10 protein-coding genes and 1 rRNA gene are annotated in these 12,471 nt (G+C 73.1%); 2 read left to right on the top strand and 9 right to left on the bottom strand.

Translation table 11 applies throughout. The features are described 5' to 3' along the window. Positions 1–1,020: a helix-turn-helix domain-containing protein gene (locus C7C45_RS30480; protein WP_110567923.1), complete on the top strand. Its 1,020-nt coding sequence runs from the start codon at positions 1–3 to the stop codon at positions 1,018–1,020. Between the two features lie 80 nt (positions 1,021–1,100). Here the strand turns inward: C7C45_RS30480 and C7C45_RS30475 are convergent, their stop codons facing one another. From C7C45_RS30475 to C7C45_RS30455, 5 genes are all read right to left on the bottom strand, one after another. Next, the gene (locus C7C45_RS30475) at positions 1,101–4,826 is read right to left on the bottom strand and encodes a S8 family peptidase (RefSeq protein ID WP_110567920.1); all 3,726 of its coding nucleotides are present in this window, start codon (positions 4,824–4,826) and stop codon (positions 1,101–1,103) included. 158 nt (positions 4,827–4,984) lie between these two features. Further along, positions 4,985–5,869, bottom strand: coding sequence for an NAD kinase (locus C7C45_RS30470; protein WP_110567918.1), 885 nt, complete (start codon positions 5,867–5,869; stop codon positions 4,985–4,987). Between the two features lie 109 nt (positions 5,870–5,978). Beyond that, positions 5,979–6,839 (bottom strand): TlyA family RNA methyltransferase, encoded by an 861-nt coding sequence (locus tag C7C45_RS30465; RefSeq protein ID WP_110567916.1) that lies wholly within the window; start codon positions 6,837–6,839, stop codon positions 5,979–5,981. A gap of 38 nt (positions 6,840–6,877) precedes the next feature. After that, the gene (locus tag C7C45_RS30460) at positions 6,878–7,189 is read right to left on the bottom strand and encodes a hypothetical protein (RefSeq protein WP_110567914.1); all 312 of its coding nucleotides are present in this window, start codon (positions 7,187–7,189) and stop codon (positions 6,878–6,880) included. After that, positions 7,186–7,842, bottom strand: a complete 657-nt coding sequence (locus C7C45_RS30455) for a phasin family protein (RefSeq protein WP_110567912.1) — start codon at positions 7,840–7,842, stop codon at positions 7,186–7,188. Before C7C45_RS30455 ends, C7C45_RS30460 begins: the two co-directional genes overlap by 4 nt. 111 nt (positions 7,843–7,953) lie before the next feature. Between C7C45_RS30455 and C7C45_RS30450 the strand changes: the two genes are divergently transcribed. Further along, entirely contained in the window at positions 7,954–8,292 is a 339-nt protein-coding gene (locus C7C45_RS30450) for an SCP2 sterol-binding domain-containing protein (RefSeq protein ID WP_110567910.1), read from the top strand. Positions 8,293–8,317: 25 nt separating this feature from the next. Here the strand turns inward: C7C45_RS30450 and C7C45_RS30445 are convergent, their stop codons facing one another. The 4 genes from C7C45_RS30445 to rrf all read right to left on the bottom strand — a co-directional run bounded on the left by C7C45_RS30445 (position 8,318) and on the right by rrf (position 12,384). Continuing rightward, the gene (locus C7C45_RS30445; protein WP_110567907.1) at positions 8,318–9,349 is read right to left on the bottom strand and encodes an HAD-IIA family hydrolase; all 1,032 of its coding nucleotides are present in this window, start codon (positions 9,347–9,349) and stop codon (positions 8,318–8,320) included. Beyond that, the gene (locus C7C45_RS30440) at positions 9,346–10,326 is read right to left on the bottom strand and encodes a tetratricopeptide repeat protein (protein ID WP_110568006.1); all 981 of its coding nucleotides are present in this window, start codon (positions 10,324–10,326) and stop codon (positions 9,346–9,348) included. Before C7C45_RS30440 ends, C7C45_RS30445 begins: the two co-directional genes overlap by 4 nt. A 20-nt stretch (positions 10,327–10,346) precedes the next feature. Further along, positions 10,347–12,125 (bottom strand): hypothetical protein, encoded by a 1,779-nt coding sequence (locus C7C45_RS34285; RefSeq protein ID WP_167454881.1) that lies wholly within the window; start codon positions 12,123–12,125, stop codon positions 10,347–10,349. Positions 12,126–12,267: 142 nt separating this feature from the next. Continuing rightward, positions 12,268–12,384 (bottom strand): 5S ribosomal RNA (gene rrf / locus C7C45_RS30430). Positions 12,385–12,471 lie beyond the last annotated feature (87 nt).

Below are 12,471 nucleotides of genomic sequence, written 5' to 3'. Positions count from 1 at the left end.
GTGTTGGACGTGATCGGCCTGACCACGGCTGAGGAGGAGCTCTACCGCTGCCTGCTCCAGCTCACCACGGCCCGCATCGACGAGTTGGTCCGTCGCCTGGACCGGCCCCGCGAGCAGGTCGTCGCCCAGGTCGAGGCGCTGCGCGCCAAGGGCCTGGTGCAGCCCACCGACAACGATCCGAACGCACCGCTGCGCCCCACCGCCCCGGACGTCGCCCTCGGCGCGACGCTGCTGCGCCGCCAGGAGGACCTGGAGGCGGCCCGCCGACGGGTCACCCAGCTGGCCGAGGAGTACCGGTCCGGGCTGCGGCGGCACGACGTCGACCACCTCGTCGAGGTGATCACCGGCACGCGGGCGCTCCGGGACCGTCTGCGCGATCTGCAGAATTCGGCACGTACGGAGGTGCTGTGGTTCTGTCGGGCCAACCCCCTCGCCATGGCCGGCCCGGAGAACGTCGAGGAGTTCGACGCGTTGGCCCGCGGCGTGAGCTACCGGGCCATCTACGAGCGTGACCTGCTGTTGGAACCGGGCGCGTTGGCCGACCTGGCCAAGGGGGTCGCCGCCGGGGAGCAGGCCCGGGTCCTGGACCGGCTACCGGTCCGACTGGCCATCGTGGACGCCCGCATCGCCGTCTGCCCGTTGGTGCCCGACCGCGACGGTGGTGAACCGAGCGCCGCCGTGATCGGCCGCAGTCAACTACTCGACGCGCTGCTCGCCCTCTTCGACAGCCACTGGCGGGTGGCCACCCGGTTGCGGCTCGACGACCCCCTCGCCGTCGTGCCGACCGAGGGGCGACGGCCGGACCCCGAGGACCACCCGAGTGACGGTTACCAACCGGACGCCGACGAGGCCCGGCTGCTGTCGCTGTTCGTGGCCGGCGTACCGGACAAGTCCATCGCCTCCCAGCTCGGGGTGAGCCGGCGGACCGTGCAACGACGCATCGCCGACCTGATGGCCGCCGCCGGTGTGGACACCCGGCCGGGCCTGGCGTTCCAGGTCGCCCGACGCGGCTGGCTCTGACGCCGCAGGGCCCGCCGTCGACCGACGGCGGGCCCTGTCCGGGCGGGGCGGGACGGCCCAGCCGCCCCGCCCCGCGCAGGTCAGCGCAGTCCGTACGCCTGAAGCACCGTCTGGTCGACGACGTTCCCGGCCCGGTCGGCGGCGTGCACCCGCAGCGACACCGTTCCACGCCCCGCCGGCACGGTCGCGGTGTACCGGGTGCCCGACCCCTTCGTCGGCGCGTTCCGCCAGGTGACGCCCCCATCGAAGGAGACCTGCACGCGGACACTGGTGCCGGTCGGCGCGGGCACCCCGGCCGGCTGACGCAGGGTCACCCCCAGCTCGTGCGGCCGGTTGCCGCGTACCGTGCCGAGCAGGTCGGCCGGCACCCGGTAGTCGACCTGCAGCAGCGACAACGGCGTCGCGGCGTCGCCCGCCGGTCGAGCCGACGTGAACTCCCAGGCCGTGTCGGTCTGGGTGGCGTAGCGCCACTCCGACGAGGATCGCCGCGTGGTCAGGTCCAGCCGGTAGCGGGCCTTGTCTCCGGTGGTGGGCACCGGAGCCCACCCGCTGGACAGGTCGGCGATCTGCTGCCCGTTGCGGCTGAGCCGAGCCTCGACGGTGTCCGGCTCCTCGCTGGCGCCGGCCACGCTGTAGTGACCCTCGGCGTCGACGAACTCCGCCACCCGCACGTCCAGCGTGTCCTTCGTACGCGTGGGCACCGGCGCCCCGCCGCCGGCCGGCACGGCCGGCCGGATCACCGGGGCGTGCCAGGTCTCGCTCACCCGGTCGGCACCGGAGTACCGCCGGGGCTGCTCGGCCAGGCCACCGGTCAACTGCCCATCAGGCATGAACGTGATCTTGTGCAGGACCCGGTGCTGCCACCAGGAGTCGTCGGCGCTGACGAACTCCTGCCGGGTGCTGCCGGCACGCACCAACCGCTGGTTGTCGTTCCAGGATGCCTCCTGCCACGGACGCCAACCGAAGCGCTGCTCGGTGGCCCACTCACCACCGACGCCCCCGTAGCTGGCGGTCACCTCAGCGGTGTTCTGCGCGGTGACCTTGTGCGTGATCCGCTCCGGGATCCGACCCTTCGAGACCTGCCACACGTCGTACAGGTACGGGCTCTCGACGGTCAACGTCAGGTCCAGCGTCGTACGACCACGCTTGGCCGCCGCGATCACCTTCTGCCCGTCGTCGTACGCCACCGCCAGCGCCGGGATCGGCAGCCGGTCACCCAACGGCGTCCAGGACGTCCACGCGCTCTGGTCGGCCGGCCGAACGATGAGCACCGTCTTCGCACCGGCGGCGGCTGCCACCGCGATCTGCTCCTCCTCCGAGGCGTCCGGGCTGGTGGTCAGCAGCGCCGCGGCGCCACGCACCCGGGCAAGCTCCCCGGGGGTGCCGGTGCCGGCCCAGACCAGCGGCAGCTTCCGCCGGTCGGACGGTGCCGGCGAGTAGCCCATCAGGTTGATGTCCAGCGGACCGGACACCCCGCTGATCTTCGCGTCCACCATCGGTGCGACCAACTGCCAGCGCGACGAGAACTCGAACTCGCCCTCGCGCACCGGGCGGGTCGGCGTGACGTTGAGCTGCTGGACGGTGCTGAAGGTCAGCACCCCGTGGTCGACCTGCCGGCCGTTGCCGAAGACCCGGTGCTCGTAGAAGCTGATCGTAGCCTGCTGCTCGGAGGGCTTCGGCGTCTCGATCCGCACCGGAGTGCCCTTACGCGGGTCGAGCACCACCGTGACATCCCGGTCGACCAGCAACTCCGGGTCGGTGACCAGGGTCTCCTGCTCATCCAGCGGAGCGCCGTGCTCGATCAACGCCTCGAGCAGGTACGGGCCCTCCTCGACCTGCAGTTGCACCTCACCGCCGACCCAGCCGAGCCAGTCGGATTCGGGATTCTCACCGAAGAGGGTGAGCACCGACGCGAAGCCCGGCTGCCCCTGCATGTCCACCGCTTGCACGGTCACGGTGTGCAGCGGACCGCTGAGGGTCAGGGCGACCGCCGTGCGCACCGCCACACCGTCCGCGCCAGTCGCTACCAGCCACCCGCTGTGCAGACCCCGGTCCAACTTCGCCGGGTCGGCCCGCAGCGCGACGGCGACGCTGCCGCCGGCCGGCACGGTCACCTCTGGGCCGCCGACCGAGACACCGTCGGTCTCGGCCGCGCCGGTGTCCAGGTTGCGCAACTCCAGGGCCAGCCGCAGGGTCTGCGCGGCCGCGGTGCCATTGGTGTACGTCACGCTCCGCTCGGCCGCCGCGCCATCGGTGCTGAGCCGCCCGAAGTCGGCGGTCCCGGAGGAGTACACCCGCTGGCTGAGCGCCCGAGCCACATCGACCCGACCGCCGCCCTGCTCGAACACGGTCAGCGCCGGGTTCGCCTTCGTGGTGCTGACCAGCGCGTCCTTGAGCATGCCGGCGGTCCAGTCGGGGTGCTCCTGGGCGAGGATCGCCGCCGCTCCGGACACGTGCGGGGTGGCCATCGAGGTGCCGTTCGCGCTCGTGTAGGCGTCGTCCACCGGCGTACCCATGGCGGTGCCGGCAGCCCGCGCGGCGATGATGCCGACACCCGGCGCGGTGATCTCCGGCTTCAGACCGTTGTCACCGAGCCGCGGGCCCCGACTCGAGAACGACGCCAGGTTGTCGTCGCGGTCCACCGCGCCGACGGTCAGCGCCGCAGCGGCCGCGCCGGGTGCCCCGACGGTATGCGCCGCGCCCTCGTTACCGGCCGCGACCACGAACAACGTCCCGGTCTCGGCGGTCAACTCGTTGACCGCCTGGCTCATCGGGTCGGTGCCGTCGGTCGCAGACCCGCCGAGGCTCATGCTGACCACCCTCGCACCGGAGTGGGCGGCCCACTCCATCCCCGCGATGATGGCCGAGTCGGAGCCCGAACCACCATCGTCGAGCACCTTGCCGATCAGCAGCTGCGCCCCGGGAGCGACGCCCTTCCGCAGACCACCGGACGCCGCGCCACTGCCGGCGATGGTGGACGCCACGTGGGTGCCGTGGCCGTTCCCGTCACGGGCGCTACCGACACCGGAGAAGTCCCGTGCCTCGGCGATCCGCCCGGCCAGGTCCGGGTGGGTCGCGTCGACGCCGGTGTCGAGCACGGCCACCTTCACGCCGGTACCGTCCCGGCCGGCCGCCCACGCCGCCGGGGCGCCGATCTGCGGCACGCTGTGCTCCAGCGTCGGACGGACCTTTCCGTCCAGCCAGATCCGGGCGACACCGGCACCGAGCGTGGCCGGCGCACCAGCGGCGACACGCTGCCCGCTCGTACCGCGCAGCGAGGTCCACAGTCCACCGAGGTCACCCTTGCCGACCCGCACCGCCGCGCCGTTGATGCTCTCCAACGGCCGGGCATCGGTGGCGCCGGCGAGCGGCCGGACCCGACCGGCGGCCGGCTCCTGGTAACGGACGATCAGCGGCAACGCGCCCTGCGCGGCGTCGCCGAACCCGTCGGCGGCCAACTCCTGCACGTCGAACAGGTTGGCGTCGAGCACCCCTGCGGAGAGGTACGGCATGACGTCGCTGGGCAGCACCCGCAGCCCGCCGTCGACCTCCACGGTCTGGAAGGTGATCCGCTCCCGCCCCGGGCCGCGTCGGACGCTGGCGGTGACCCGGCCGGGCGCGGCCTGGACCAGGTCGACCTGGTCGCCGGTGATCAGGGTGATGCGGACGGGCGCGACGCCCGCGGCGGGCGTGCCCGAGTGCGGCTCGGTGGGCCGGGCCGGCGGATCGGCGGACGCCGGTGCGGCGAGGCCGACCACCAACGCGCCGACCGCGCCGACGGCGAGCCAGCGTGGGGACCAGTGCATGCGATGTGCTCCTCTACTCCTGTAGGCCCGCCATCCGTGGATGAGGGCCGCTCGGAGTCTGCGACGGAGCCGGTCACCAGGTCACTAGTCGCCAGCCGCCGCAGCGGCGACATGTCGTCAGGTGGACAACGGACAACCACTGACGGTGTGCCACCCGATCACCGGCGGCTGCCGCGCCACCCGTGTACGGGAAGGTCGAACTTGGCGACCAGCCGGTCGGTGAACGGGCGGGCCCGCAGCCGCACGATGCGCACCGGCAGAGCACCCCGACGCACCGTCACCCGGGCCCCCGGTGGGAGGTCGTAGACGCGCCGCCCGTCGCAGGACAGCACAGCGAGGGTGGTGAACGGGTCGACGGTGATCACGAAGGTGGACGTCGGGGCGGTGACCAACGGGCGGCTGAACAACGCGTGCGCGCTGATCGGCACCAGCAGCAGCGCCTCCACCTCCGGCCACACCACCGGACCGCCACCGGAGAACGCGTACGCGGTGGAGCCGGTGGGGGTCGCGCAGACGACACCGTCGCAGCCGTAACGGGACAGGGGCCGCCCGTCCACGTCGACGAGCAGCTCGAGCATCTGCGCCCGCTCGCCCTTCTCGATGCTGATCTCGTTCAGTGCCCAGGACTCGATGGTGGGCCCACCGTCGAACTCGGCGGTGACGTCCAGGGTGAGCCGCTCGTGGACGGTGTAGTTACGACCGACGACGTCCCGGACCGCGGTGTCCAGGTCGTCGATCTCCGCCTCGGCCAGGAAGCCCACCTTGCCGAGGTTGATGCCGAGCAGCGGCGCCTTCGCCGGCCGGGCCAACTCGGCCGCGCGCAGGAAGGTGCCGTCCCCACCGAGTGCGAAGACGATCTCGGCGCCCTCGGCGGCCTGCGGGCCCGCGACCGGCACCACGCCCGGCAGGTCCAGGTCGTCGGCCTCATCGGCGACCACCCGCACCTCGAAACCCGCGGCGATCAGGTCGGCGGCGACCGATCGGGCGTGTTCGGTGCTGCGCCGACGGCCCGTGTGGGTCACCAGCAGCGCGGTCCGGCTCATCGGGCCGACCAGCCGTCCGCGACCGGGCGGTATCGCACCACCGTCACCGTCGCCCCCGCCTGGCCGCGTGTCCTTCCGCGGCCCGTTGCGGTGCCCTCGCTGCGCGCCTTCACCCTGCGACCTCCTCCGCCGCCACGTCCGGCACGTCACCGGTCGTGGTCGGGCCGTCCGGCCCGGCCGCCACCACCGCCCGCACCCGCTGCGGGTCGGCCGGTGGTGCGCCCCGGCGCAACCATACGAAGAACTCCACGTTGCCGCTCGGCCCGGGCAGCGGGCTGGCCGCCACGTCAGCGAGCCCGAGGCCGAGCTGCGCGGCCGCCGCCGCCACGTCCAGCACCGCTTCGGCACGCAGCTCCGGATCGCGGACCACGCCACCGGAGCCGACCCGGTCCTTGCCGACCTCGAACTGCGGCTTCACCATCAGCGCCAGGTCACCGTCGACGCGCGTGCAGGCGGCCAGCGCCGGCAGCACCAACCGCAGCGAGATGAACGACAGGTCGGCCACCGTCAGGTCGACCGGGCCACCGATCACATCAGGATCGAGGGTACGGACGTTGGTGCGTTCCAGGACGCGGACCCGCTCGTCCGTACGCAGCGACCAGGCGAGCTGCCCGTAGCCGACGTCGACGGCCACCACCTCGGCGGCGTCGGCGCGCAGCAGGACGTCGGTGAAGCCACCGGTCGACGCGCCGGCGTCCAGGCAGCGCCGCCCGGCGACGCGCAACCCACCGGGCCCGAACGCGGCCAGCGCACCGGCGAGCTTGTGCCCGCCCCGGGAGACGTACTCCTCGGTCGGGTCCGCGCCGGTCACCAGGAGCGGATCGGCGGGATCGACCATCGCGGCGGCCTTGCGGGCGGGTACACCGCGCAGCTTGACCCGGCCGGCCTCCACCAACGCGGCGGCCTGCTCCCGGGAGCGGGCCAGACCGCGGCGGACGAGTTCGGCGTCCAGCCGGTTGCGACGTGCCATGGGTGGTTCTCCGGTCTGCTCAGGCCTGGTCGTCCCACTCAGGTCTGGTCGATGGTGGCGAGGGTTTCCCGCAGCGTCTCGTAGGCGGCCTCGTACTGCGCGATCTGGTCGGCCGGGGCCAGCGTCGCCGCGTTGGCCATGGCCTGCACGGCGGCGTCCACGGCCGGGTGCCGCGCCTCGTCGTCCCCGACGTCCGGCAACGGCCCGGGCCGGACACCGGCCGGCGGACCGGGCCGGGCGGCAAACGCCCCGCCCGGAGGCGGACCAGGGCGGGCGGCAAACGCCCCACCAGCCGGTGGACCGGGCCGGGCGGAGAACGCCTCGCCGGCCGGCGGACCGGGGCGGGTCATTCGGCGTCGCCCGGCGGTTGCTTGCGGACCGCCTTCTTGGCGGGCATGACCGCCGGAGTCGGGGTGTCGTCGGCGGTCGGGCTGATCGTCGCTGGCGGCTTCTTCACGATGGCCTTCTTGGCGACCGCCTTCTTCGCGACAGCTTTCTTCGCGACGGCCTTCTTGGCCACCGGGGCACCCGCCGAGCCGTCGGACGGCACGAGGCCGCCGCCGGGCTGCGCGGCGGCGGTCGGGTCGGCGTGCTCCGTGGGGCCGACGGCCGGAGCGTGGGCCGGCTCGGCGGTGGTCGGCGCGTGGGCGGGCTCGGCGGTGGCCGGCTCAACGGTGGTCGGCGCGTTGGCGGGCTCGGCGGCGCGTGCCTCGCGGAGTTGCCGTTCCAGGTCGTGCACCCGACGGGTCAGCTCGGCCACCTCGTCGGCCGTGGCCAGACCGACCGCGCCGAGGGCCCGGTCGACCTCGAAACGGACAAGCTTGGTCAGCGCCTCCCGGTTGGCGGCGCCGGTGGTGACCAGTTCCTCGCCGAGGGCCTGAAGTTGGGCGGCGGTCGCACCGCCGGAGCCGACAAGACGACGTGCGACGTCCTGGGCCTTCTTCCGGGGCGCCTCCGCAAGGCCCATGGCCAGCTCGAGGTAGGCGCGCCACGCGTCCTGCATGCCTGAGTCCTTCCACGGGGCGGGGTGTGCAGGTGTCACGCTACCGGGCACCCCGGACTGTCCTGTGCGGTACGGTGCCGAGGACGGCGTGGCGATCAACGAGGGGGAGACGTGGCCAGCGTGGACGAGTGCCGGCAGGCGTTGCAGGAGCTGGCAGCCCGGCTGGATCGCAACGCCGAGACGGTGCGCGAACGGATCGACCTGGACCGGACGCTGGCTTGCCGGATCACCGACCTGGACACGGCCTTCCACGGCCGGATCACCGCTGGTCGGCTGGTCGAGTTGACCGACGGCGACGACCCCAAGGCCAAGATCGCGCTGAGCACGTCCAGCGATGACCTGCTCGCCCTGGTCCGCGGCGACCTGGACGTCACCGCAGCGGTGACGTCCCGCCGGGTGTCGATCAAGGCCAACCCGTTCGACCTGCTGAAGTTGCGCAAGCTGCTCTGACGAGCGCCGGGTCGGGTGACCCGGTTCAGGCGGCAGCGGTCAGGCCGAAGCTCTCCAGAGCGTGCGCCGCGTCCGGGCCCATCGGCCGGATCTTCGGCAGCGCCGGTTCCGACGCCGACCAGGCCGCGCCGCAGAGCGCGGCCAGCGCGTCCAGCGTCCGACCTGACCCCGCCAGCTCCAGGGTGCCGTCGCGGTCGGTCACGGACCAACCGCCGGCGTTCACCGGGCCCGGGACACGCACGGCAGCCGCCGGGTCGAAGAGCCCCGCCAGGTCCCTCGCGACGTACGTGGGACGCCGCTGCGGCTCGGCAGCCAACAGATCCGGTACGCCGCTGACGCCGGTGAGCACGAGCAGACTGTCCAGTCCGGCACGCCGGGCGCCCTCGATGTCGGTGTCCAACCGGTCGCCCACCACCAGACTCCCGCCACCGCCACTGCGCCGAGCGGCAGTCTCGAACAGCGCTGACTCCGGCTTACCGACCACGACGTCCGGATCCCGCTCCAACGCCGTACGCAGCACCGCCACCAGCGAACCGTTGCCCGGCAGTGGTCCCCGCCCACTGGGCAGGGTCCGGTCGGTGTTGGTGGCGATCCAGAGCGCACCCGCCCGTACCGCGACCGACGCTTCGGCCAACTCGGCCCAGCCGACCTGCGGGCCGTACCCCTGCACCACCGCGGCCGGCTTCTCGTCGGCCTGGGTGACCGGGGTCAGGCCGACCGCGCGCAGTTCCGCGCGCAGCGCCTCCGCACCGACCACCAGCACCGGCGCGCCAGCGGGCAGCCGGTCACGGAGCAGTTCGGCCGAGGCGGCGGCGGAGGTGAGCACCTCCTCCGGTCGGGCCGGCACACCCATCCCCGTCAGCAGGTCGGCGACCTCGCTGGACCGGCGGGAGGCGTTGTTCGTGGCGTACGCCACCGCCCGCCCCTCGGCGTGCAGTCGGGCCACCGCGTCGACGGCGCCAGGGATCGGCCGGTCGATCAGATAGATCACCCCGTCCAGATCAAAAACGACCAGGGTGTACCCGTCGACCAGCCGATCCCCCGCGCCCTCGTTCATCGCTGCGTCGACCCCGACTCGTCGTCCCGGGCCGGCACGGACCTGTCGGCGCTCACCGCGTCGCCGGACGTCACGCTGCTCTCAGCGATGGTGTCCGTGTCGTTGCCGCCCTGGTCCGGGTGACGATCCTCGTCCTCGTCGTCGTCGGGGTGGCCGGCGGCGCCGTCCTCCTCGTCGTCGTCGAAGTCCTCGTCCTCGCGGTCGTCTTCGTCGTCGTCGTCGTCTTCGTCGTCTTCGTCGTCGTCGTCGGCGTCGTCGGCGTCGTCGGCGTCGTCGTCGAAGTCCTCGTCTTCGTCGTCTTCGTCGGCGTCGGTCAGGTCGGTGTCCGGTCGAACCGGCACCGCGCCGGGAGCGCCCGGGCCTGCGGCGATCTCCTCGGCGGCCTCGTCCTCGTCGTCACCCTCGATGACCACGCCGTCGAGTTCCAGCAGCCGCTCGGCGGCGTCGGTCTCGCCCTCGGTGTCCACGTCGGCAGCGCGGGAGAACCACTCGCGGGCCTCCTCGCGCCGGCCCACCGCCAGCAGCGCGTCGGCGTAGGCGTAACGCAGCCGGGCCGTCCACGGCACCGTGGCCTCGCTGGTCAGGTCCGGGACCTGGAGCATCGCCACCGCGGCGTCCTTCTGCCCGAGGTCACCCCGAGCGCCGGCGGCGACGATCAGCAGCTCGATCGCGACGGCCTGATCCAGCTTCTCCCGGTCAGCCCCGCGGAACAGGTCGATCGCCCGCTCCGGCCGACCGAGGGCCCGCTCGCAGTCCGCGAGGACGGCCAGGTGACTCTGCAGCCCGCTCATCCGGTGGTACGTGCGCAGTTCGGCGATCGCCGACTGCCACTCCCCCGCGTGGTACGCGGCCAGACCGACGGCCTCGCGGACAGCGGAGATGCGCGACGCGAGCCGCCGGGCCGCCAGCGCGTGGGCCAAGGCCTCGGCCGGGTTCTCGTCGATCAGCTGACCGGTCGCGACGAGGTGCCGGGCCACCGTCTCGGCGACGGGCTTGTTCAGCGAGAGCAGCTCAGCGCGAACGTCCTTGTCGAGATCGGTCGCGACGATGTCATCCGGCAGCGCCGGGGCCGAGCTACGCCCGCCCTCGAACGACTCGGAGCCGCCAGCGCGGTCGTCGCGGCGGAACTCACCCTCGCGACGCGGCCGCTCGCCACCCCGGAAGCCGCCACCGTCACGCGGTCCGCTCGGCCGGGAGCTGTCGCGGTCGCCACCCCGGAAACCGCCTTCACGACGGTCACCGCCCCGGAAACCACCCTCACGGGGCGCGCCGCCCTCACGACGGTCACCACCCCGGAAGCCACCCTCACGGTCGCCACCCCGGAAACCACCTTCACGGCGGTCGCCACCACGGAAGCCACCCTCACGGGGCGCGCCGCCCTCACGCGGTCCGCTCGGCCGGGAGCTGTCGCGGTCGCCACTACGGAAGCCACCTTCACGGCGGTCACCACCGCGGAAGCCACCCTCGCGGTCGCCACCGCGGAAACCGCCCTCGCGGGGCGCGCCGCCCTCACGCGGTCCGCTCGGCCGGGAGCTGTCGCGGTCGCCACTACGGAAGCCACCTTCACGGCGGTCACCACCGCGGAAACCACCCTCGCGATCGCCACCGCGGAAACCGCCTTCACGACGGTCACCGCCACGGAAGCCACCCTCGCGGGGCGCGCCGCCCTCACGACGGTCACCACCACGGAAACCACCCTCGCGGGGCGCGCCGCCCTCACGACGGTCACCACCACGGAAACCACCCTCGCGATCGCCACCGCGGAAACCGCCTTCACGACGGTCACCGCCACGGAAACCACCGTCGCGAGGAGCGTCCGAGCGCGAGCCGTCGCGGTCGCCGCCACGGAAGCCACCCTCGCGGCGGTCGCCGCCACGGAAACCACCCTCGCGGTCGCCGCCACGGAAGCCACCCTCACGCGGTGCACCAGGCCGGGATCCGCCCTGGTAGCCGCCCTCACGACGGTCGCCACCACGGAAACCACCCTCGCGGTCGCCACCGCGGTAACCACCGTCGCGGTCACCGCCCCGGAAGCCCCCCTCGCGGGACGGGGCGGAACGCGGACGGTCGCCACCCTGGTAGCCGCCCTCACGACGGTCACCGCCACGGAAGCCACCGTCACGGTCACGGTCACCGCCACGGAAGCCACCGTCACGGTCGCCGCCACGGAAGCCACCCTCACGCGGCGCGCCCGAGCGCGAACCGTCCCGGTCACCACCACGGAAACCGCCCTCGCGGGACGGGCCGGAACGCGGACGGTCACCACCCTGGTAGCCGCCCTCACGACGGTCACCACCACGGAAACCACCCTCACGCGGAGCGCTGGACCGCGAGCTGTCCCGGTCGCCACCACGGAAGCCACCCTCACGCGGAGCGCTGGACCGCGAGCTGTCCCGGTCGCCACCACGGAAGCCACCCTCACGGCGGTCGCCACCACGGAAACCACCTTCGCGCGGCGCGCTGGACCGCGAACCATCGCGGTCACCACCACGGAAACCACCCTCACGCGGCGCGCCCGAGCGCGAACCATCACGGTCGCCACCACGGAAACCGCCCTCACGCGGCGCGCCCGAGCGCGAACCATCACGGTCACCACCGCGGTAGCCGCCCTCACGTGGAGCGCTGGACCGCGAGCTGTCCCGGTCACCACCACGGGAAGCAGAGTCGCGGCCGCCTGCGTAACCACCTCGGGCGCCGCCGCCGCTGTCGCGGTCTCCCCGGTACGGGGGCCGGTCTCGGTCATCGCGGCGCGGGCCGCGGTCGCGTCCGCCCGCACCGTCAGTACGGTCTTCGTAACGACGGGGACGGTCTCCGCCCTGCGGTCCTGAACTCACAGGTACATCCTTCCTGATTGCGCCACCAATGGCGCTACGCAGTCGAGGGCCGACCCGGATGGGGCGGCCCTCGACTGGAAGATTGTCCGGCGGCGTCCTACTCTCCCACACCCTCACGAGTGCAGTACCATCGGCGCTGGAGGGCTTAGCTTCCGGGTTCGGAATGTAACCGGGCGTTTCCCCTCCGCCATGACCGCCGTAACTCTATGAACATATCAAACAACCCCGGCACAACATCACGGGTGTTCGCTTGTTCAGAGTTGCACAGTGGACGCGTAGCAGCTTAGT

Source organism: Micromonospora arborensis (assembly GCF_003205615.1).
In the GTDB taxonomy this organism is placed as follows: Bacteria; Actinomycetota; Actinomycetes; order Mycobacteriales; family Micromonosporaceae; genus Micromonospora; species Micromonospora arborensis.
Note: the sequence above shows the minus strand (reverse complement) of the source record. Positions and strands in the feature narration are given on the sequence as shown.

Coding starts and splice junctions, on each gene's coding strand:
- C7C45_RS30475 (WP_110567920.1), bottom strand. CDS start 4,826: ATGCACTGGTCCCCACGCTGGCTCGCCGTCGGCGCGGTCGGCGCGTTG.
- C7C45_RS30460 (WP_110567914.1), bottom strand. CDS start 7,189: ATGACCCGCCCCGGTCCGCCGGCCGGCGAGGCGTTCTCCGCCCGGCCC.
- C7C45_RS30470 (WP_110567918.1), bottom strand. CDS start 5,869: ATGAGCCGGACCGCGCTGCTGGTGACCCACACGGGCCGTCGGCGCAGC.
- C7C45_RS30465 (WP_110567916.1), bottom strand. CDS start 6,839: ATGGCACGTCGCAACCGGCTGGACGCCGAACTCGTCCGCCGCGGTCTG.
- C7C45_RS30445 (WP_110567907.1), bottom strand. CDS start 9,349: ATGAACGAGGGCGCGGGGGATCGGCTGGTCGACGGGTACACCCTGGTC.
- C7C45_RS30455 (WP_110567912.1), bottom strand. CDS start 7,842: ATGCAGGACGCGTGGCGCGCCTACCTCGAGCTGGCCATGGGCCTTGCG.